At 33.9% G+C, this 20,595-nt stretch carries 20 protein-coding genes and 1 pseudogene; 17 read left to right on the top strand and 4 right to left on the bottom strand.

The genetic code is table 11. The features are described 5' to 3' along the window. Nucleotides 1-148 precede the first annotated feature (148 nt). The 7 genes from OF897_RS09255 (at nt 149) to OF897_RS09225 (ending at nt 9,192) form a co-directional block, all read left to right on the top strand. Nucleotides 149-2,587: a T9SS type A sorting domain-containing protein gene (locus tag OF897_RS09255; protein ID WP_267265413.1), complete on the top strand. Its 2,439-nt coding sequence runs from the start codon at nt 149-151 to the stop codon at nt 2,585-2,587. A 122-nt stretch (nt 2,588-2,709) separates the two neighbouring features. After that, nucleotides 2,710-3,168 (top strand): DUF1801 domain-containing protein, encoded by a 459-nt coding sequence (locus tag OF897_RS09250; protein ID WP_267265412.1) that lies wholly within the window; start codon nt 2,710-2,712, stop codon nt 3,166-3,168. Continuing rightward, nucleotides 3,143-3,799, top strand: a complete 657-nt coding sequence (locus OF897_RS09245) for a YiiX/YebB-like N1pC/P60 family cysteine hydrolase (RefSeq protein WP_267265411.1) — start codon at nt 3,143-3,145, stop codon at nt 3,797-3,799. The genes OF897_RS09250 and OF897_RS09245 overlap by 26 nt, the downstream gene beginning before the upstream one ends. A gap of 283 nt (nt 3,800-4,082) precedes the next feature. Beyond that, nucleotides 4,083-4,388, top strand: a complete 306-nt coding sequence (locus OF897_RS09240; protein ID WP_267265410.1) for an NIL domain-containing protein — start codon at nt 4,083-4,085, stop codon at nt 4,386-4,388. 273 nt (nt 4,389-4,661) lie between these two features. Further along, nucleotides 4,662-5,216 (top strand): LemA family protein, encoded by a 555-nt coding sequence (locus OF897_RS09235; RefSeq protein WP_267265409.1) that lies wholly within the window; start codon nt 4,662-4,664, stop codon nt 5,214-5,216. A 3-nt stretch (nt 5,217-5,219) separates the two neighbouring features. After that, on the top strand, nt 5,220-7,160 hold the full coding sequence (locus OF897_RS09230; RefSeq protein WP_267265408.1) for a DUF2207 domain-containing protein: 1,941 nt from the start codon (nt 5,220-5,222) through the stop codon (nt 7,158-7,160). Between the two features lie 10 nt (nt 7,161-7,170). Then, a complete protein-coding gene (locus tag OF897_RS09225; protein ID WP_267265407.1) occupies nt 7,171-9,192 on the top strand; it encodes a DUF2207 domain-containing protein in 2,022 nt (673 codons plus the stop codon). 200 nt (nt 9,193-9,392) lie between these two features. On the opposite strand, the gene murA is transcribed toward OF897_RS09225, so the two are convergent. The 4 genes from murA to OF897_RS09205 all read right to left on the bottom strand — a co-directional run bounded on the left by murA (nt 9,393) and on the right by OF897_RS09205 (nt 12,365). Next, nucleotides 9,393-10,700 carry a UDP-N-acetylglucosamine 1-carboxyvinyltransferase gene (gene murA, locus OF897_RS09220; RefSeq protein ID WP_267265406.1) on the bottom strand — a complete coding sequence of 436 codons (1,308 nt, stop codon included), beginning with the start codon at nt 10,698-10,700 and terminating at the stop codon, nt 9,393-9,395. Next, nucleotides 10,700-11,368 (bottom strand): DUF4290 domain-containing protein, encoded by a 669-nt coding sequence (locus OF897_RS09215; protein WP_267265405.1) that lies wholly within the window; start codon nt 11,366-11,368, stop codon nt 10,700-10,702. Before OF897_RS09215 ends, murA begins: the two co-directional genes overlap by 1 nt. A gap of 116 nt (nt 11,369-11,484) precedes the next feature. Then, the gene (locus tag OF897_RS09210; RefSeq protein ID WP_267265404.1) at nt 11,485-11,898 is read right to left on the bottom strand and encodes a thiol-disulfide oxidoreductase DCC family protein; all 414 of its coding nucleotides are present in this window, start codon (nt 11,896-11,898) and stop codon (nt 11,485-11,487) included. 8 nt (nt 11,899-11,906) lie between these two features. Continuing rightward, on the bottom strand, nt 11,907-12,365 hold the full coding sequence (locus OF897_RS09205) for a heme-binding domain-containing protein (RefSeq protein WP_267265403.1): 459 nt from the start codon (nt 12,363-12,365) through the stop codon (nt 11,907-11,909). 228 nt (nt 12,366-12,593) lie between these two features. Here OF897_RS09205 and der point away from each other — a divergent pair, with 228 nt between their 5' ends. From der to OF897_RS09155, 10 genes and pseudogenes are all read left to right on the top strand, one after another. Then, entirely contained in the window at nt 12,594-13,904 is a 1,311-nt protein-coding gene (gene der / locus OF897_RS09200; RefSeq protein WP_267265402.1) for a ribosome biogenesis GTPase Der, read from the top strand. 191 nt (nt 13,905-14,095) lie between these two features. Beyond that, nucleotides 14,096-14,746 carry a uracil phosphoribosyltransferase gene (gene upp / locus OF897_RS09195; RefSeq protein WP_267265401.1) on the top strand — a complete coding sequence of 217 codons (651 nt, stop codon included), beginning with the start codon at nt 14,096-14,098 and terminating at the stop codon, nt 14,744-14,746. A gap of 143 nt (nt 14,747-14,889) precedes the next feature. Continuing rightward, nucleotides 14,890-15,417: an RNA polymerase sigma factor gene (locus OF897_RS09190; RefSeq protein ID WP_267265400.1), complete on the top strand. Its 528-nt coding sequence runs from the start codon at nt 14,890-14,892 to the stop codon at nt 15,415-15,417. Beyond that, complete coding sequence (locus tag OF897_RS09185) at nt 15,407-15,691, top strand: hypothetical protein (protein WP_267265399.1); 285 nt, start codon at nt 15,407-15,409, stop codon at nt 15,689-15,691. The genes OF897_RS09190 and OF897_RS09185 overlap by 11 nt, the downstream gene beginning before the upstream one ends. Next, nucleotides 15,684-16,133 (top strand): hypothetical protein, encoded by a 450-nt coding sequence (locus OF897_RS09180; RefSeq protein WP_267265398.1) that lies wholly within the window; start codon nt 15,684-15,686, stop codon nt 16,131-16,133. Before OF897_RS09185 ends, OF897_RS09180 begins: the two co-directional genes overlap by 8 nt. Beyond that, complete coding sequence (locus tag OF897_RS09175) at nt 16,130-16,804, top strand: MbnP family protein (protein WP_267265397.1); 675 nt, start codon at nt 16,130-16,132, stop codon at nt 16,802-16,804. The genes OF897_RS09180 and OF897_RS09175 overlap by 4 nt, the downstream gene beginning before the upstream one ends. A gap of 26 nt (nt 16,805-16,830) precedes the next feature. After that, nucleotides 16,831-17,390: pseudogene (locus OF897_RS09170) on the top strand (cytochrome-c peroxidase); the annotation flags it as partial. After that, entirely contained in the window at nt 17,370-17,900 is a 531-nt protein-coding gene (locus tag OF897_RS09165; RefSeq protein WP_407648298.1) for a cytochrome-c peroxidase, read from the top strand. The pseudogene OF897_RS09170 and the gene OF897_RS09165, both read left to right, overlap by 21 nt. 66 nt (nt 17,901-17,966) lie before the next feature. After that, nucleotides 17,967-19,313, top strand: coding sequence for a YHYH protein (locus OF897_RS09160; RefSeq protein WP_267265394.1), 1,347 nt, complete (start codon nt 17,967-17,969; stop codon nt 19,311-19,313). Nucleotides 19,314-19,353: 40 nt separating this feature from the next. After that, the gene (locus OF897_RS09155) at nt 19,354-20,556 is read left to right on the top strand and encodes a cytochrome-c peroxidase (protein WP_267265393.1); all 1,203 of its coding nucleotides are present in this window, start codon (nt 19,354-19,356) and stop codon (nt 20,554-20,556) included. Nucleotides 20,557-20,595: the final 39 nt, after the last annotated feature.

The following is a 20,595-nucleotide window of genomic DNA, read 5'->3' as shown; positions in this document are numbered from 1 at the left end:
TTCTAAAATTGAAATCATTTTAGTTGTGTAATCGATTATGCTTTGGGTTTATTTTGTTAATATTTTGATTTGGTTAAAAATAATTTAAAATTAATATTGCGGTTTTGTATTTAATTCTTAGTTTTACGCAACTAATAAAAAAATAAATATGAAAGTAAAAAGACTCTTTGGTCTTGCTGCTGTTGCTGCTTTATTTAGCACACAAAATGTAGCGGCTCAATACTATTATCCAGTTGCTGTAAGCGGATTTACAAGTGATGTAATCGCAAATGGAGTGGGCAATGCCACTGCAAGTACTACTGCTTCTGTAGATGCAGTAGATTACGCATATGTTTCTAAAGATTTTATGGCTACTGCAACGAGTCCGGCAATGACTTATGGACTTCCTGTAACTGGTCAATTTATGGGGGTGGTAACTACAACTCCTGGAATGACTTATCAGTTAGCGAGCTACAGTGCAAGTAATGCGTTGAAGTTAAATGCCACATCTGATTCTGGAACATTAACATTTGCTACACCTACTGCTGCATTTAATTTATATTTCTTGGCAACAGGAGGAAGTGGCTCTGGAACGGTAAGTGCTGTCGTTAACTTTAGTGACGGAACAAACCAAACTTTTACAGGGTTGACAGTGGGAGATTGGTACGATCAGGCTAACTTCGCAATACAGGGTATTGGTAGAATTAAAATTACAACGAATGCATTAGAAGATGGAGGTGGTATAAATCCCAGAATTTATCAGATTCCATTAGTCATTACTGCTGCGAATCAATCTAAAACTGTACAAAGTATAGCATTTACTAAAACAGCTGGAACAGGATTTGTAAATATTTTTGGTGTTTCTGCTGATAAATATACAACGTGTTTAGCACCTTCCGCTGTTACGGCATCCGCTGTTACAGCGAGTTCTGCTACAGTGAGTTGGACTGCCCCGGCAACACTTCCAACAAACTATGATATTTACTACACATCATCTACTGTAGCTCCAAGTACTACTACAGCTCCTACAATATCAAATATTGCTAGTTCATCATTATCTGCTAATTTTACAAGTGGAATAAATTCAATGACCAAATATCATGTTTGGATAAGATCTAAATGTGGTAGTAATACAGGTGAATGGGCTTATGGTACTACCTTTACAACACCATGTACTACATTCCCTGCATCTTATACAGAGAATTTTGATACAACGGCGGTTGGTTCTACAACAAATACCAATGCACCGATGTGTTGGTCATATTTAGAAACAAGTGGCTTTGCAGGTTACGGATACGTAACAAACAGTAATTCAAATTCTCCTACAAATAGTTATTATTTATATAATTCTTCTGGAAATTCAGGAAATCAAATGTTGGTTTCTCCGCAAACAACTGCATTGTCTGATGGAACGAAAAGAGTTAGATTTTTTGCGAAAGGAAGTTCTGCAAATTATACAGTACAAGTAGGTACTTTAACAAATCCGGCAGATCCAACTACATTTGTTTCATTCAATACGACAACTTTAACGACCACCCAAACTCAGTATACAGTTAATATCCCATCTGGTGGTGGTTCTTACTTGGCATTTAGGCATAATTTAGGAGGCACCTTTAGAGGGATTTATCTTGATGATATTACAGTTGAGGCTATTCCTTCTTGTTTGGAAGCAACTTCGCTTACAACATCAGCTGTTACAGCAAACTCAGCAACATTCAGCTGGACTGCTCCTGCAACTGCTCCTGGAAACGGCTACGAATATACTTATACAACTACAAATACAGCACCTACAGGAAGCGGAACTACTACTTCAGGAACTTCTGTTGTAGTGTCATTGCCTGCTCCTAGTACAACATATTATTTATGGGTAAGATCAAAATGTACAACAACTGATCTTAGCGCTTGGACAAGTATTGCAGTAAGTACCAAAGCTGTAAACGATGAGTGTTCCGCACCAGTTCTAATTACTCCTGGAGCATCATTTACAACTAATCCAATTGTTGGAACAACTGTAGGAGCAACTTCTACTACAGATGCAACTGCTACTCATACTTGCCAAACTACGGGTTATAATGATACTTGGTATTCTGTGGTGGTTCCAGCAAGTGGAAGCATTAAAATAGAAACACAATCTGTTTCTGGTTCTGCTGTTACAGATACGGTTTTAGGTGTTTACACAGGGGCTTGTGGTACCTTGACACAAGTAGGTTGTGATGATGATAGCTCAACTGACGGAAATTTCTCTTTGGTTACTTTGACAGGGCAAACTCCGGGAGCTACTTTGTTAATTGGAGTTTGGAACTATTCAGCTTCTACCAGCGGACAGTTTAGAATTTCTGCTTACGATGCTTCATTATCAACTTCAGAGGCTGCTGCAGCTAAAAAAGAAGTTAAGGTCTATCCAAACCCGTTCACTGACATTATTAATATCTCAGAATTTAAAGATATTAAAACAGTGAAAGTTACTGATGTAGCCGGAAGAACTCTTAAAACAATTGAAAATCCTACTAAGGAAATCAATTTAAGCTCATTGAATTCTGGACTGTATTTGATTACAATGTATTTCAAAGACGGTTCTCAAAATACCGTGAAAACCATTAAAAAGTAAACTATTTTTGAATTATTTTTTTATAAGCAGCTCTACATCTTTTTGTAGGGCTGTTTTTATTTTGTTTAAAATTTAAGTTTAATCAAAACCATTTATTTTTAAATTTGTTAAAAATTAAAACAATGCAAACTCCCAAAACAACTGTAGAAGATTATTTCTTGCAAATTCCTGAAGAGAGACAAGAGGTTTTTAAAAAAATGTTTGATACCATCACAGATAATTTGCCCAAAGGTTTTCAACAAGGAATCAGTTATGGTATGATGGGTTGGCAAGTCCCCTTAGAAACATATCCCGATGGTTATCATTGTACTCCAGGTTTGGCGCTGCCTTTTATGAGTTTAGCTTCGCAGAAGAACTTTATCGCTTTGTATCACATGGGAATGTATGCAAAACCAGAGCTTTTAGATTGGTTTGTGGCTGAATATCCGAAACACTCAAAAAGAAAGCTGGATATGGGGAAATCTTGTGTACGTTTCAAAAAAATGGATGAAATTCCTTTTGAACTGATTGCTGAGCTAAGTAAAAAAATGACTGTTGACGAATGGATTGATATTTATGAAACCAATTTTAAAAAGAAATAATTTTTTTGACCATGTATTAATTTTCGCTTTTCTGATAATACTTTCAGGATGTAAAAATTCAATTTCATCAGGTTTAAAAAATGGAGATTTGTTATTTGTCACCGCAAAAGAAACGGGTTTATCTGGAGCAATTAATAATGTTACTCAAAAACAAAAAAACGCTTCGTTTGATCATATCGGAATTTTACAAAAAAACAAGAATGGCACATTTGTACTTCATGCGGCTCCAAAAGGTCGTTCTCAAAGACAAAATTTAAATGATTTTCTTAAAGATCAAGCTGAAGACGGACAAAAAGTGGTGGTTTACAGATTAAAACCTGAATTTCAGAAAAATATTCCGAATGCGATTGAAAAAGCAAATTCAATGGTAGGAAAACCATATAATTTCAATTATATCTTAGACGAAAATTCTTATTACTGTTCAGATTATATTGAAAGAGCATTTAGAAAAGATCAGATTTTCAAATTAGAACCTATGACTTTCATTGATCCAAAAACCGGAAAAACCAATTCATTTTGGGAAGAATTTTATACAAAAAAAAATCTCAAAGTTCCGGAAGGGGAACTTGGTTGTAATCCAAACGGTTTAGCAGCTTCAGACAAAATTCAAAGAGTTAAAGAATTACAATAATCTATTTTTTGCCACAAATGCACGAATTTAATTAAGTATTTAATTTTTAAAGAAATTGATTTAGTTTAAAATAAAATTCGTGCATTCGTGGCTGTTTTTTATTACTTAAATGACGATAAAGACTGGAGAAACTGTAAAGCTTCTCTTTTTTTGTGTTAAAATTGAAATTTATTACCCTACTAATTTGGTGGACTAATATTTTTTTATACTTTTGTCAGGAATTAATTATTAAATATTTCAAAATGTAATTCACAAAGTATTGTTTAATCAAAATGTTTTAGTCATGATTACACCCAATTTGCAGGCGCAACCAAAGAATGCAAACCTTATCAAAAAAGAGCTGATCTTAGAAGTAGAATTGAACGGGAAAATGAAATTCGATCATCTTTTAAATGCAATTTATCAGCAGATGGGAATCTGTTATAAAGTATTGAGCGCAAATGTGGAGTATATGAACGGTAACAATTTTGGCTCATTTCAATTATACATCAATGCCACTCAGGAAGAATCTCAGGAATTGGAATTTTTTCTGAATAATAATAAACTCTTGAATACCACTGTTGAATATACCTGCAGAAAGTATTCATAACTGTAAGTCCATATAGTTTGAGGGGCGTTCAATTTATTGAGCGCTTTTTTTATTTCTAAAAAGTGACTTAGTTTTAAGATTATTTCTAACATTCTTCAATTCGAGCAAAATTCTGAAAGAATTTGTAACGAGAATTTCTTTCTATCATCAAAATTCTCAATACTTTTTTTAAAAATCTAGTCGAAGAAACGGAGTTGAATTAATATTCATTACAGATTTTATTCAACTTTCCGATAAAAAGTCTATTTTTAATCTAAATTAAATTACAAAATTATGATTCCATCACTTATTATTGTCGGTGTTTTAGTTATTGCATTGCTCTACGGAGTTTCTATTTACAATCGTCTCGTAAAATTGAGAAATTTGGTTCAGGAAGCGTGGAGTAGTATTGATGTAATGCTCAAAAAACGTCACGATTTGATTCCGAATTTGGTTGAAACCGTAAAAGGCTACGCTACTCACGAGCGTGAAACTTTGGAAAATGTAACCAGAGCGAGAAATCTTGCGGTAGGTGCAGATTCTGTAGAAGGAAAAGAAATTGCAGAAAAAAATCTAAACCAGGCGATGGTTAATTTATTCGCCGTTGCAGAACAATATCCTGATTTGAAAGCAAATGCTAATTTCCAGCAGTTACAGGCAGAATTAAGTTCAATCGAAAACGATATCGAAAAATCAAGAAGATATTATAACGGAACGGTGAGAGAAAACAATACTTTGGTAGAATCTTTCCCAAGCAATATTGTCGCAAATATGTACAAATTTGAGAAGTCTAAATTTTTCGAACTTGAAAATATTGCAGACAGAGAAGTTCCATCAGTAAAATTCTAAGGAATGAAAAAGCTTATAGCATTTCTATTTCTTCTTTTCTTTTCTCTGGGTTTTGCACAGGATGAGGTTGTTGTTCCCGACCAATTGGCTATTGTCAATAATACGGAGCGGATTATTAATTTCCATGCAGATATTGATGTCAACAAAAATTCAGGGTTAAGCATTACCGAAAAAATAAAAGTTCACAGTGAAGGTGAAAATATCAAACGTGGAATTTTTCGAACATTGCCTTTGGTAAGAAATCTCAATGATCGAACACAAAAAGTAAACTACAACATCGTTTCTATAAAGAAAAATGGAGTAGATGAAGATTATCACGAAGAAATTGAGGATGGTTATCTTAAAATTTATCTCGGAAATAAAGATATTATTTTAAGTCCGGGAGATTACGATTACGAAATAAAATATACTACAGAAAAACAAATTGGTTTTTTTGAAAAATACGATGAATTATATTGGAATGTCAATGGAACAGAGTGGGATTTTCCGGTAGACCGTATTTCAGCAACCGTAAATCTTCCTCAAGGTGCAGGAATTATTCAGAACTCTTGTTATAAAGGTGGTTACGGAAGTACTTCTCAGGATTGTTTGGCTAAAGTTCTTTCCGAACATTCGATTGAATGGAGCGCAAAAGATTTAGTTTTGGGAGAAGGTTTAACGATTGCGGTTGGGTTTAAAAAAGGAATTATGATTCCGCCGCCACCGCCAACTTTTCTTGAAAAGTTCGGAATTTTGATTGCCGGAATTATCATCTTTTTAGGACTATTGATGTATTACTATTCAACCTGGAAAAAGTATGGTGTCGATCCCGAAACTCCAACGGTTTATCCGCAGTTTAATTCGCCAGATGATTTATCGCCGGCTTCATTAGGTTATATTCAGAGTGAAAATTTTAAAAATAAATATCTTACCGCAGCTTTGGTTAATTTAGCCATAAAAGGCTATGTTCAGATTATTGAAAGCGAAGATTCCGGAGTTTTTGGTTTGTTTAAATCGAAACAATTTTCTGTAAAAAAGCTGAAAAATCCTGACCAGAATTTACCAAAAGAGGAAATCAGTTTGATGAACAGTTTATTCACAACTGGATTAGACACTGTAAAATTTGATGGAAAATATGATTCTAAAATCGAACAAACGGTTCGTAGTTTTCAATCAGCGCTTAAATTTGAACACGATAAATTACTAAATGAAGGAAATAATTCTAAAAAGCTGATTTTACCAATTTTATTGATTTTAGGAGTATATTTTCTAGGACTTTTTGTGAGTTTCACCATTTTCCCTGAATTTGAAAAAGTGTTTTTAGGAATTTTCATTCTAGCTATTTTAACCGTAGCATTTGTAATTGCTATTATAGTATTTAAATTTTTTCCGGGATTATTTAAGCTGTTTTTGGTTTTCCCGCTTTTAGCATTTGTTCTTTTAGGAGTATTAATGTACCGTGGAAGTGATTTTACGATCGATAATAATTTTAATGTCTGTTATATTTTTATTGTTTTAAGCTTTATGTCGTTGGTGATTTATCAGTTTTTGATTAAAAGACCTTCAGAAGAAAAGCTAAGAAAAAAATCTTTGATTGAAGGTTTCAAAATGTACATGGGAGCTGCAGAAAATCAACAAATTAAATTTCACAATCCACCAGAAATGACTCCGCAGTCTTTCGAAAAATTATTGCCTTTTGCAATGGTTTTGGGAGTTGATGAAATTTGGGGTAAGAAATTCGATGATTTACTCAAAAAAATGTCTTACGAATATCAAAGCAATTGGTATGTTGGTTCTTCAATGAATCATTTTGCAATGGCAAGTGTTTTAAATTCAAGCTTAACGCAATCTATACAGTCTTCGGCTACACAGCCTTCAAGTTCGGGAAGCAGCTCTGGTTCCGGTTCAGGCGGTGGCGGATTTTCCGGCGGCGGTGGTGGCGGTGGCGGTGGCGGCGGTTGGTAAAATTTCAAACATGAAAAATTTTATACAAATTATCACTTTATGCTTTAGTTTTCTTGTTTTTGGGCAGGAGAATATTATTGCAGTACCCACACGATCGGAAGATTTTGTTGAAACAAATCAAGATAATAGTCAACGTGAAAGAATTGTTTCTTTTAATGCAGATATTGATATTGCAGAAAATGCCGATGTAACGGTAACTGAAATCATCAAAGTTTTTGCGACAGGAAATGATATTAAAAGAGGGATTTTCCGTGCTTTGCCGACAGTAAGAAATATTAATGGCGGAAAAGTTCCAATAACTTACGAAATTATTTCTGTTGAAAAAGATGGTATCTCAGAGTCATTTCACAAAGAAACTCAAAATGGTGTCTTTAATCTTTATATAGGCAACAAAGATATTCAGCTAAATTCTGGTTTTTATACCTATAAAATTGTGTATAAAACGCAGGACCAAATTGGTCACTTTAAAGGATACGATGAGTTTTACTGGAATGTAAATGGAACAGATTGGGCATTTCCTGTCGAAAATATTCAAGCAGTCATTCACTTACCAAAAGGAGCAGGTATTCTCCAAAATTCTTGCTACACTGGAAATCATGGAAGTACCGAAAAAAATTGCATTAGTGAAAAATTATCATCTACAGAAATAACCTTCAAAGCTAATAATTTAGAATCCAGGGAAAATCTAACAGTTGCTGTCGGTTTTAAACCGGATGTTTTAAAAGAACCGTCTGCTTTTAATAAATGGCTGAAAAAAAATAAAACAAGTTTTCCGATATTTGCTGTAGGATTTTTATTATTGCTATTTTATTATTACAGTTGGAATAAGCATGGTAGAGATCCGGAAAAACCAACTGTTGTTCCGCAATACAATCCTCCTGTAAGTCTTTCTCCTGCAGCTTTAGGATATATTGATAAGGCTGAATTTGAACTCTCTCAAACGACTGCAAATCTGATTGATTTGGCTGTAAAAGGTTTTGTGGATATTGATGAGATTAAAACTGAAAAACAACTTTTTGGGTTCTCAAAAGTTTTCGACATAAAGATGCTCAATAGAGACAGTGGTTCTTTGCCGGAAGACCAAAACATATTGCTGAAAAAAATGTTTGGGAAAAACAAAAAGGTTTCGATAGCGGGGAATTACAGTCCGAGATTGAAAAGGGCAATCAGTGATTCTCAGGAAAATATTGCTGCTAAAAATTCGGTATATGTTGAAACCGTTTCTAATGCTAAAACGGTTTATAAATGTCTTAAAATTATTTTGATCGCTTTCTTTGTCTTGCTTATTATCAGTGCTTTAGTGACCGAAAGTTATAAAGCTCTTATTATGGCTATGCCATTAGTTTTGTTTAATGGTCTATTCTTAGCATTGCTGAATTATCTTTGGAAAGATAAGAGCAAGAAGCTTTTCTGGATTATTTTGATTTTTACGGCTCCGTTTTTTATTCCGATATTTTTTATCGCATTTTCTGCTTCAGATGATATTTCATATTTTGAATCAAACTGTTACAAGTTTTTGATCTTTGGAGTTATTTCCCTTCTTCCGTTTCAATATTTTATGAAAAGACCAAGCGTTGAAAGATTGGATATGAAAGCTCAGATTGATGGTTTCAAAATGTATCTTGGTACTGCAGAAGAAAATCAGCTTCAGTTTCATAATCCACCTGAAATGACGACTGATTTGTACGAGAAGTTCCTCCCTTATGCTATTGTCTTTGACGTAGATGGTATTTGGGGAAAGAAAATGCGAAATAAATTGAAGGAAACGCTTAATGCTGAAGATCCTGAGATGATTCAACAGCAGCATTTTAATTATAGTTTTGCATCGTCTTTTTCGCAGAGTTTAGCTGCAACATCAGTAGAACCTCCTAGAAGCTTTAGTTCAGATACATCTTCTTCATCGTCTGGTTCATCATCTTCCTCAAGATCTTCAAGCAGTTCATCCTATTCAGGAGGATCAAGTTCCAGCGGTTCTTCAGGAGGTGGTTCATCTGGAGGCGGTGGAGGCGGCGGAGGCGGTGGTGGTTGGTAACCATTGTCAAAAGTTAATTTTATTTAAAACATTAAAACATTATTATTTGAAAAACTTCTAAAATAAATTAAAATGTTATTTACAATAAAGAAAAGCGTTCAGAAAATAAATTCCGAACGCTTTTTATATTTTACTGTAAAATGTAATTTTGCTAATATCTAATATCTAATATCTAATATCTAATATCTAATATCTAAAAATTAAATTCTTTCAATATCCGCTCCAATCGCTTTCAATCTTCCGTCAATATTTTCGTAACCACGGTCAATTTGCTCAATATTGTGAATAATTGATTTTCCTTCAGCTGAAAGTGCTGCAATTAAGAGTGCGTTTCCAGCTCTGATGTCGGGAGAAACCATTGTCGTGCCTCTTAATGGAGATTCTTGATTTAAACCAATAACTGTTGCTCTGTGCGGATCACATAAAATAATCTGAGCCCCCATATCGATTAATTTATCAACGAAAAATAATCTTGACTCAAACATTTTCTGATGTACCAAAAGACTTCCTTTTGCCTGAGTGGCCACAACTAAAATAATGGAAAGCAAATCTGGAGTAAATCCAGGCCAAGGTGCATCTGAAACCGTAAGAATAGATCCGTCGATAAATTTCTGAATTTTATAATTTTCCTGAGATGGAATGTAAATGTCATCACCGCTTTGTTCAAGCTGAATTCCTAATTTCCTGAAAGTATTTGGAATAACACCAAGCTGGTTCCAGTTAACATTTTTAATGGTAATTTCAGATTTCGTCATGGCAGCAAGACCAATCCAGGAACCGATTTCTACCATATCCGGAAGCATCGTGTGTTCTGTTCCTCCCAAATGAGTTACTCCTTCAATCGTCAATAAATTTGAACCGATTCCTGAGATATTTGCACCCATTCTGTTCAGCATTTTACAAAGTTGCTGAAGGTATGGTTCGCAAGCTGCGTTGTAAATTCTTGTTTTTCCTTTTGCTAAAGCTGCGGCCATTACGATGTTTGCAGTTCCTGTTACAGAAGCTTCTTCCAAAAGGATAAATTTTCCGTTAAGTTCTTTAGCTTTTAAAGAATAGAAATATTCTTCTTCATCATAATGAAATTCTGCGCCAAGTTCAACTAAACCCTGAAAGTGAGTGTCTAATCTTCTTCTTCCAATTTTATCACCTCCCGGAGTTGGCATATACGCTTCACCGTAACGAGCCAACATTGGTCCCATCAACATGATTGAACCTCTTAGTTTAGCACCGTCTTTTTTAAATTCATTAGATTTAATATAGTCAAAATTAACTTTATCTGCTTTGAAAGTAAAATCTCCGTGAGCATTTTTAGTTACTTTTACTCCAAAATCACCTAAGATTTCAATTAATCGGTTGACATCATGAATGTCGGGAATGTTTTTAATTCTTACCTCTTCATCTGTCAACAAAACAGCACATAAAATTTGAAGCGCTTCATTTTTTGCTCCTTGTGGAGTAATTTCTCCATGTAATCTCTTTCCTCCTCTTATTTGAAACGTCCCGTTCATTACCTTCTATTCTTATTATTGTTGTTATTAGTGAATCTTCTTTTGTTAATATTATTGTTAGAATTACCTTGATTTCTATTGTTATTATTCTTGTTAGCATTATTTCTATTAGCGGTTGCATAATAGATTTTACTTTTATCAAGAGCTTCAATATTGGTTAAATCAAGTCTGTTTTCTGAAAGTTCTTTCAAATGACGGAAAATTACGTCATCTGTTACGTGTTCCTTATTATAAACATTGTAAGATTTCTTCATATTATTGGCAATCACTTCAATCAAGGCTTCTTTTTCGTCGCCTGGTTCTAGTTCTATTGCTTTTTCGATTAACTGAAGAATACTTTTTCCGTAAAATTTGAAATCGCCCTGAAGTTTTGGATATTCCATTCTTTTGGGTTTCTCCTCAAGTTCTTCTTTAGTAGGGAAGGGGTAAACAGGATCGATATCTAAATCATGATTTGATAAAATATATAAATGATCCCAAAGTTTATGTTTATAATTGTCTTCATCACGAAGTTGTGGGTTTCTCTGACCCATAAAATCGATGATTGCCATTGCCATTTCGTTTCTTTCTTCTTTTGTAGAAAGCTCCTTACAACGCTCAACCAATTGCTGTATGATTCTGCCATATTCCGGCATATTAAGCTGGGTTTTTTGGGTATTGTATTCCATAGTCTGCAAATATATGGATTAATAAAAATATGGGTTCAAAAAACTTAAAGGTTTATAAAAAATTAATAAAAATTCTAAGGTTTTTCAATTAATCAAATGTCAAAATTTAAACCAAATCAAACTTCTATAAATTTCTTTTTCTGATGTTTATCGGGAAGAAAACATTTTTGAGCCGAAAGTTTCATGCGGTTTCTTGAAATCATATCGTAAATACTATCACTGATAAACTTTGGCAATAAAGAACCTACAACCGAGACTTTATAAATTCCACCCAATAAACTGGCGATTTTTAAAACGGCTTTAGATTTTACTAAATAGTATTGATGAGGTTTCCAAAGATATAAAGTGTTGAATTGTTTTCTTTCTAAACCTCTTTCAGATAAAAATTTCTGCCCGAAATCCGATTGTAGGGAGGCAAACATGAATTGGTCTTTTTTATCTCTTTCAAGAATCCATTGTACCCAAAAATTACAGACACCACATTCGCCATCAAAAAAAACAATATGTTTCTGCTCCCAAGTTTCCTGCATGATTTCCGTTATTTTATTTTAAATTTCGTCTCTTCGATTTCTCTTTTGAAATAAGTAATCAATTCTTTTCGTTGAAGATCGGTGAGTTTTGCATCTTGATGACCTATATAATATGATTCTAAAGGCATTTCGTGTTTTTCAAGCATTTCTACACACTCTTCCATTTTATGAATTTGCCTTTCCGGCTCATAAGTTGCAAAAATTGAAAAATTTAGATGTCTTCTTCCTTCAATTACATGATTTTTCAGCCACCAGGAAGCAGGAGCTATACTCGAATACCAAGGATATTTTGTTTCATCAGAATGACAGTCGTAGCAAGAAGTATTGATGAGTTTTGCAACCTCGGGTTTTGTATTTTTAATTTTGAGAAAATCCATTCCGGGATTTAATGGAGCATTTGTTTTATCAATCGGAAAAAACTGAATGATTACAAAAGCAACTAAAATAATAACCAATATTTTTTTCATAGAATGAAATTTTTGAAAGTCTGAAAATTGAGAACAAATCAAATGCCTAAACTTTAAATATAAGAAAATTTAGGCAGTATCGGTTTGTAAATTAGTGATTTATATTAATCATTTTTAAATGCTAAAAAATAAAGACCTATCTTTGCAAAAAATTGAGCTCCAAAAGTTGGAGTAACTCATTGATAATCTTGTCCTATCGCTTTGTCGAAGGATTATTAAACATTTTTTATGTCAAATATTGTTGCTATTGTTGGGCGTCCCAACGTAGGAAAATCCACGTTATTTAATCGTTTATTAGAAAGAAGAGAGGCTATTGTAGACTCTACTGCAGGGGTAACCAGAGACCGTCATTACGGAAAATCTGATTGGAATGGTGTAGAATTCACTGTTATCGATACAGGAGGTTATGATGTAAATAATGACGATGTTTTCCAGGGAGAAATCTCTAAACAGGTTCAGTTGGCAATTGACGAAGCTACTTCGATTATTTTTATGCTGAATGTGGAAGAAGGTCTTACCGATACAGATTATGAAATTCATGAAATGTTGAGGAGATCAAACAAACCGACTTATATTGTTATTAATAAAGTTGATTCTGCGAAAGAAGAAATCGACGCTACAGAATTTTACCAGTTAGGAATAGACAAATACTACACTATTTCTTCTGCAACCGGTTCTGGAACCGGAGAAATTTTAGATGATATCGTAAGAGATTTCCCAACGACTGATTATAAAGATCCTTTCGAAGGATTGCCAAAAATTACCATTGCAGGTCGTCCAAATGTAGGTAAATCTACAATGACGAATGCCTTACTTGATGCGGAAAGAAATATCGTCACTGATGTTGCGGGAACTACAAGAGACAGTATTCAAACGCTTTACAATAAATTCGGACACGAGTTTGTGTTGGTTGATACTGCAGGAATGAGAAGAAAATCTAAAGTAAATGAAGATTTGGAATTCTATTCTGTAATGCGTTCTATCCGTTCTATTGAATATTCCGATGTTGTTGTCATTATGGTTGATGCAACTTTGGGATGGGAATCTCAGGATATGAATATTTTCGGTTTGGCCCAGAAAAACAGAAAAGGTATTGTAATTGTGGTCAATAAATGGGATTTGGTTGAAGATAAAACAACAAATACTGTAAGAGATTTTGAGAACTCAATCAAAGAGAAAATCGGTCAGTTCAGCGATATTCCGATTTTGTTTGTTTCAGCCTTAACGAAGCAGAGAATCTTGAAAACTGTTGAAATGGCAATGATTGTTTATGAAGACCGTAAGAAGAAAATCAAAACGTCTAAACTAAACGAAATCATGCTTCCTATTTTTGAAAGAACTCCACCACCTGCAAATAAAGGGAAGTTTATCAAAATAAAATATTGTGTACAGCTTCCAACGCCGTCGCCACAATTTGTATTCTTCTGTAATTTACCACAATATGTAAAAGAACCTTACAAAAGATTTGCTGAAAATCAATTGAGAAAAGAGTTCGGATTTACCGGAGTTCCTATTGAAGTATATTTCAGACAGAAATAATTTACCATCCCTTTTAGATTTCTAAGAGGGATTTTTATTTTTTATTTCATAATTTTGTTTTTAATCTAATTTTGATTGTTTTAATCAATAGGAACGGGCTTTAGCCCGTTTTTTATAAGAGATAGATCAAATTGGCTTTAGCCAAAACTTAGCATTTGTAAATAAATTTAGCTTCAAAACTTTTAATAATCATGACAGTAGTACTTTCACAACAATTTTCTTTAGTAAACTCTTGGATTAACGAATTGAGGAATGTAGAAATTCAGCATGACAGAATGAGATTCCGTAGAAATATGGAAAGAATTGGTGAAATTGCCGCTTTTGAAATCAGTAAAGATTTAGAGCAGAAAGAAATTGAAATTCAAACGCCTTTAGATACAATCATAGTTAAAGAAATTGCTGTGCAACCTGTAATCACAACCATTTTGAGAGCCGGAGTTCCTTTATTTGAAGGAATTTTAAATTATTTGGATAAAGCCGATTGTGGTTTTGTTGCTGCTTACAGAAAACACGATGCCAATGATTATTTTTCTATAAAACAAGATTATTTAACATGTCCGAATATTGATGGAAGACCACTTATCGTTGCAGATCCAATGTTGGCAACCGGAGCTTCTTTAATTGAAGCCATCAAAGATTTATTAACCAACGGAACGCCAACTCAACTTCATATTGTTGCTGCAATTGCTTCTAGACAAGGCGTCGAAACGATCGAAAAAGCTTATCCAAATGCAAAATTGTGGGTTGGAGCAATCGATGAAAATTTAACTTCAAAAGGTTATATTACACCAGGATTGGGAGATGCAGGAGATCTAAGCTACGGTGAAAAATTGCAGAGATAAATTTCTCCAATCATTTATTTTCCAAATAATTTTCACATTTAAAATTCTTTTATTTTTACGGGTACTGAAATTTTAAAATAGACCGAAGGAAAAATTATTTTTTCTCGTCTAAAATAAAAACTGACCGAAATGAAAATCGAAATATGAATTTCGAGCTTGTTTTTTATCAGTATCAGAAAATGGTGTATAACCTTGCATTGCAATATACCCAGAATACAGAAGATGCTGAAGAAATAACTCAGGATGTTTTTGTGAAAATATCTCAAAAATTAGATGGCTTTAAAAACGAGTCGTCTTTAAAAACATGGATTTACCGCATTGCGATAAATACTTCTTTAGATTTTCTTAAACATAAAAACTCACAAAAAAGATTCTTTTTCGGTTTATTAAGAGATTCTGATCATGAAAACAAGCAATATGAGCCGACGGATTTTAATCATCCAGGCGTAGTTTTAGAGCAGAAAGAAGAAATAATGAAAATATTTGGTTGTATTAATATGCTTCCAAATGATCAAAAAACGGCAGTCATTTTATTGAAAATTGAAGGCAATTCTCAGCAGGAAACTGCCGATATTATGAATCTCAGCCAGAAAGCGGTGGAGTCTCTTTTTCAGCGTGCGAAAAAAAATCTTATCCAGAAACTAAATCAACAGAAGGAATATGAAAAATAAATCGTCTAAATATGTAATGGAAGATCAGTTACGGATATTGGAAAATATTAAAGAAGTTGAGGCTCCTTCACAACTTTATTCGCAAATTCTCAGAAAGATTGAGAATAAGAAGAATGAATTTGTCTCTCCGAAATGGATTTTAATGGCTGCAGCGATGATCATCATTTTAATCAGCTTTAATATTAAACTTATTGACAGTAAAAAAGATTCTTCCAAATCCGATTTTGATGTCTTATTTATGATAAAATCACAAAATACCTTTTCTTATGAGTAAGAACAGTTTTTATATTTTTATCATAATTGGTTTGCTGGCTTCCAATCTGTTATTGGCAGTGTTTATTTTTATGAAAAAACCTCCGCACCACTCTGGTCCTAGAGATCTGATCATTGAACGCCTTCATTTTAATGAAAATCAAGTACGGAAATATGATGATCTAATTGTGCAGCACAGAATGCAGATCAGAGAAAAAGAGCATGAAATGATTGGTCTCAAGACGCAATATTATTCTTTGTTGAAGAATAGCAGTCAGGAAAATAGAGACTCTCTGGTTCAGCAAATCGGAAAGGTAAGTATGGAAACCGAAAAAATAAATTTTAAACATTTTCAAGATATAAAAAGAATTTGCCATCCCAATCAGATAAAGAATTTTGATGATCTTATTGATGAATTTGAATCTTTGTTTGCTACGGGTCCAAAACCACCACACGAGAGATGAAAAAAAATTATTTCGTTTTTATTTTTTTCGCTTCGGTGAATTTTCTTTTTTCGCAGAATACCTTTGCCGGATTAGAATTTAGTCCGGTTTGGGGTTCTGAAAAATTGGAAAAGGATAAAAAATATACATTGAAAGATGATGTCATTTCCATATCTAAATTAAAATTTTACGTTTCGGATATCTGTTTTAAAAAATCAGGAAAAACAATTTATAAAAATCAGGAAAAATCTTTTTTAATTGACCTTGAAAACAAACTTGAAATAAATTTTGATAAAAATATTTCTGAAGATTTTGATGAAATTCAATTTATTATAGGCATTGACAGTCTTACCAATGTATCGGGAGCAATGGGAGGCGATTTGGATCCCGTAAACGGAATGTATTGGTCATGGCAAAGCGGATATATCAATTTTAAAGTTGAGGGTACTTCAAAAAAATCTACATTTCCACACAAATATTTTCAGTTTCATGTGGGAGGTTATTTGCAGCCTTTTTCCGCTTTACAAACTGTTGTTTTACCATTAAAAAATAAACGGAACACAATTTTGATAGATATTTTGCAGTTTTTATCGCAAATTGATTTGAATAAAACTCATACCGTGATGTCTCCGGGAGAAAAATCGATGATTTTGGCTCGTCAGTTTCAAAAGGTATTTTTTGTAGGTAATTAATTTGATGTTTAAAATTAAAGATTGTTATGAATTTTAATAGTAAATATCATGTAGCAATAAGAGGAATAAAAAAATACCTTTTTCTTTTTTTGTTCCTTCTTCCTTTACTGGCTTTTACCATACAAGATCTTTACAAACTTTATATTCCCGAATATTTTCCTAAACCTGTCTATGATTTTAACAAAGAACCGCTTACCCGTGAAAAAGTAGAACTAGGAAGAGTTTTGTTTTATGATCCTGTTTTATCAAAAGACGGAACCATTTCCTGTGCTTCCTGTCATACTTCATACAATGCTTTTGCACATACAGATCATTCATTAAGTCATGGAATTGGTGATTCTATCGGTAAACGAAATGCTCCTGCTCTTTTTAATCTTGCTGGCAAAAACAATTCATGTGGGATGGAGCGATCAATCATATTGAAGTTCAGGCTTTAGCTCCGATTAGTGATAAAAAAGAAATGGCAGAATCTCTAGAGAATGTGATTAAAAAATTACAAGGAAAAAAAATGTATCGAACCCTTTTTTATAAAGCTTTTACCGATAGTACAATAACCGGACAGCATTTGTTGAAGGCTCTTGCCCAATTTCAGCTTACGTTGGTTTCGGCGAATTCTATATATGACAAAGTAAAAAGCGGAACAGAAAATTTTACTGAAAAGGAGCAAAAAGGCTATGAACTTTTTAAAAGAAATTGTAATTCCTGCCATCAGGAACCACTTTTTTCGTCTTATAAATTTGCGAACAACGGCTTGCCGAAAGATTCATATTTGAAAGATATTGGAAGAATGGGAGTTACCCAACGAAAGGAAGACAATTTGATGTTCAAAATACCTTCGCTCAGAAATCTCAGTTATTCTTATCCTTATATGCACGATGGGAGATTTACAAGATTGAGCCAGGTTATAGATCATTATACAAAAGGTATTCAGTCGAACTCAAAAGTTTCGAAAGAACTTGCCAAAAAGATTGTACTTTCCGATAATGATAAAGTCGATCTCATTGCATTTCTACTCACATTGAATGATAGAGAATTTGTGAAGAATTCCGATTTCCAGTTTCCGAAAGAAATTTTACAACAACCCGAAGGAAAGTAAATATAATGTCGTCTAAACAATTATTGAAAACTTCACATCAATAAAAGGAACTTCAAAAACATAAGCATGGGAAAAAAAAATACATTTCTGTTTTTATCTTTACTGGGAGCTTTTGCAGATGCTCAAGGTCCCGCAATTACTTCTTGGCTGCAAAATACTTCTGCAACTGGAACTTATTACCCGAACGGAAATTCTACACCTCAGTCAAACAGTATTTTGGTAAATTGTCAGGCTGTACAATATTCTGTGAGTAACGTATATATTTCTACAAAAGGTATCCCTGCTTATCCTACAGGTCCTTTTCAGGACGGAAATCCCAATCAGGCAGGAAATCAAAATGCTATTTTTAAATTCCCTTTAACTCCTGTACAAAATACAGGAACTCCCACTGCGACAGCATTAGGAAATATTGCGGTTTTTATCAATGGTGTTGCTGGATTTGATCCTAAGGATGGTGCATCTTGGAAATCATCCACAAACGCTTGGGCAGGTGGTCCTGTAGGTGGAACGGGTGATGGAGTTTGGCAACGTGATGCAATTGTTTATGAAAAATTGGGATTCGACTGCTCCAAAGGACATCCTGCAGGTACAAATTATCATCATCACCAGAATCCTTCAGCTTTTAAATATGACCTGAATGTAATTTCTACGGTGTGTAATCTTTATGATGCAAATGGGCTTTACACGATTAATACTTCTCAACATTCTCCTCTTATTGGCTTTGCTTACGACGGATATCCTATTTACGGAGCTTATGCTTACAAAAATGCAGACGGTACAGGTGGAATTATCAGAATGAAATCGGGATATCAGCTAAGAAATATTACAGTAAGAAATACGATTAATGGAGCTTCTGTTACTGCGGGTCCTCCGATTAATTCTACTTATCCTTTAGGATCATGTATTCAGGATTATGAATGGGTGGCTCATATAGGGCAGGATGATTATCTTGATGAACATAACGGAAGATTTTGTAAAACGCCTGAATATCCCAATGGAACATATTGCTATTTTGCAACTGTAGATGCGAATCACAATTCTGCTTATCCGTATTTAATAGGACCTACTTATTACGGAGTATATGCCAACAGAAAAGTAACGTCGGTAACAGAAACTACAACTACTTATCATTCCAACCTGGCTGTCTCTGAAGCTGAATTCAAAAATATCAATACGGTTTTGTTCCCAAATCCTGTTAGCGATTTATTGTTGATACAGGTTGATCATTTATTAAAATACGATTTAGACATAGATTTATATGATATGTCCGGAAAGTTGGTGATGAAAACACAATTGGTTAAAGGTAGTACCATTGCTTATTTTGATACGCAGACTCTGTATAACGGAAGCTACATTGTAAAAATTTCTAATGATAAAAACACGACTTCAAAGAAAATTATCGTAAAACATTAAAATTTAAAAACTTAAACTAAATATATTCAAAAAACAAATGATGAAAAAAAACTTAAAACTATTGCTTTTTCCCGCTTTCTTTGTTGTGGCAATACTTTATTCCTGCTCTGGAGATGATGTGTATGAAGGAATTCCTGTTAATCAGGAAGAGTATCCTGGGATTTTGGCGGCTTTTGGTTCCAATATCAATTTAAGTAGTCTCGAAAATTATGCTAATCAAGCCAAACCGGCATATATTACAAGAGATAATACGGCTGGAAATCCTATTACTGATAAGGGAGCGACTTTGGGAAGGATGTTGTTTTATGATAAAAATTTATCCAAAAACAACACGATTTCATGCTCAAGCTGTCATAAACAGGAACTTGCTTTTGGAGATAATGTTGTTGCAAGCGTAGGTGTAAACGGAAATACCGGAAGACATTCAATGAGGCTTGTAAATGCCAGATTTGGAAATGAAATGAAATTTTTCTGGGACGAAAGAGCAACAAATTTAGAAGCACAAACTACTTTTCCTATTCAGGATCATAATGAAATGGGTTTCAGCGGAACAAATGGAGACGGAACTCTTCAGGATCTGATAGCCAAACTTCAAAACATTAAATATTATCAGGAAATGTTCAAGTTTGTTTATGGAGATGCTACTGTTACGCAAACCAGAATTCAGAATGCTTTGGCGCAGTTTATCAGAAGTATTCAGTCTTTTGATTCTAAATATGATGCAGGAAGAGCAACAAGTCCTAATGATCAGCAACCGTTTGCGAATTTTACAGCGCAGGAAAATCAGGGTAAAAATCTATTCATTGCACCTCCTGTCTTCAATGCATCAGGAAATCGTACAGGAGGCGGATTGGGTTGTGCAGCTTGTCACGCTGCTCCGGAATTTGATATTGATCCAAACTCCAGAAATAATGGAATTATAGGAAAAATAAGTGGTGTAGGAATAGATATTACAAATACGAGAGCGCCAAGCTTAAGAAATGTAACGAGAAGTAACGGTATGGAGAACGGGCAGTTTATGCACACCGGAAATCTTACCACATTGCAACAGGTTATTGGTCATTATGCAAATATTAATCAGGCAGCAGGAAATACAAATCTTGATCCCCGTTTAACTCCGAATGGTGTCGGGCAAAAATTAAATCTGACTGCTCAAGAAACTGATGCTGTCATTGCATTTCTAAAGACGCTATCGGGAAGCGATGTTTATACCAATAAAAAATGGGCTAATCCTTTTAAATAATTTTTGATTTTTCTAAAGCTGTTCTCCACGGAACAGCTT

It is taken from the genome of Chryseobacterium formosum (assembly GCF_026460885.1).
Lineage (GTDB): Bacteria > Bacteroidota > Bacteroidia > Flavobacteriales > Weeksellaceae > Chryseobacterium > Chryseobacterium formosus.
Note: the sequence above shows the minus strand (reverse complement) of the source record. Positions and strands in the feature narration are given on the sequence as shown.

Bases quoted from the DNA above. Each gene is read 5' to 3' on its own strand.
- OF897_RS09255 (WP_267265413.1), top strand. From the start codon at position 149: ATGAAAGTAAAAAGACTCTTTGGTCTTGCTGCTGTTGCTGCTTTATTT.
- OF897_RS09250 (WP_267265412.1), top strand. From the start codon at position 2,710: ATGCAAACTCCCAAAACAACTGTAGAAGATTATTTCTTGCAAATTCCT.
- OF897_RS09245 (WP_267265411.1), top strand. From the start codon at position 3,143: ATGAAACCAATTTTAAAAAGAAATAATTTTTTTGACCATGTATTAATT.
- OF897_RS09240 (WP_267265410.1), top strand. From the start codon at position 4,083: ATGATTACACCCAATTTGCAGGCGCAACCAAAGAATGCAAACCTTATC.
- OF897_RS09235 (WP_267265409.1), top strand. From the start codon at position 4,662: ATGATTCCATCACTTATTATTGTCGGTGTTTTAGTTATTGCATTGCTC.
- OF897_RS09230 (WP_267265408.1), top strand. From the start codon at position 5,220: ATGAAAAAGCTTATAGCATTTCTATTTCTTCTTTTCTTTTCTCTGGGT.
- OF897_RS09225 (WP_267265407.1), top strand. From the start codon at position 7,171: ATGAAAAATTTTATACAAATTATCACTTTATGCTTTAGTTTTCTTGTT.
- murA (WP_267265406.1), bottom strand. From the start codon at position 10,700: ATGAACGGGACGTTTCAAATAAGAGGAGGAAAGAGATTACATGGAGAA.
- OF897_RS09215 (WP_267265405.1), bottom strand. From the start codon at position 11,368: ATGGAATACAATACCCAAAAAACCCAGCTTAATATGCCGGAATATGGC.
- OF897_RS09210 (WP_267265404.1), bottom strand. From the start codon at position 11,898: ATGCAGGAAACTTGGGAGCAGAAACATATTGTTTTTTTTGATGGCGAA.
- OF897_RS09205 (WP_267265403.1), bottom strand. From the start codon at position 12,365: ATGAAAAAAATATTGGTTATTATTTTAGTTGCTTTTGTAATCATTCAG.
- der (WP_267265402.1), top strand. From the start codon at position 12,594: ATGTCAAATATTGTTGCTATTGTTGGGCGTCCCAACGTAGGAAAATCC.
- upp (WP_267265401.1), top strand. From the start codon at position 14,096: ATGACAGTAGTACTTTCACAACAATTTTCTTTAGTAAACTCTTGGATT.
- OF897_RS09190 (WP_267265400.1), top strand. From the start codon at position 14,890: ATGAATTTCGAGCTTGTTTTTTATCAGTATCAGAAAATGGTGTATAAC.
- OF897_RS09185 (WP_267265399.1), top strand. From the start codon at position 15,407: ATGAAAAATAAATCGTCTAAATATGTAATGGAAGATCAGTTACGGATA.
- OF897_RS09180 (WP_267265398.1), top strand. From the start codon at position 15,684: ATGAGTAAGAACAGTTTTTATATTTTTATCATAATTGGTTTGCTGGCT.
- OF897_RS09175 (WP_267265397.1), top strand. From the start codon at position 16,130: ATGAAAAAAAATTATTTCGTTTTTATTTTTTTCGCTTCGGTGAATTTT.
- OF897_RS09160 (WP_267265394.1), top strand. From the start codon at position 17,967: ATGGGAAAAAAAAATACATTTCTGTTTTTATCTTTACTGGGAGCTTTT.
- OF897_RS09155 (WP_267265393.1), top strand. From the start codon at position 19,354: ATGAAAAAAAACTTAAAACTATTGCTTTTTCCCGCTTTCTTTGTTGTG.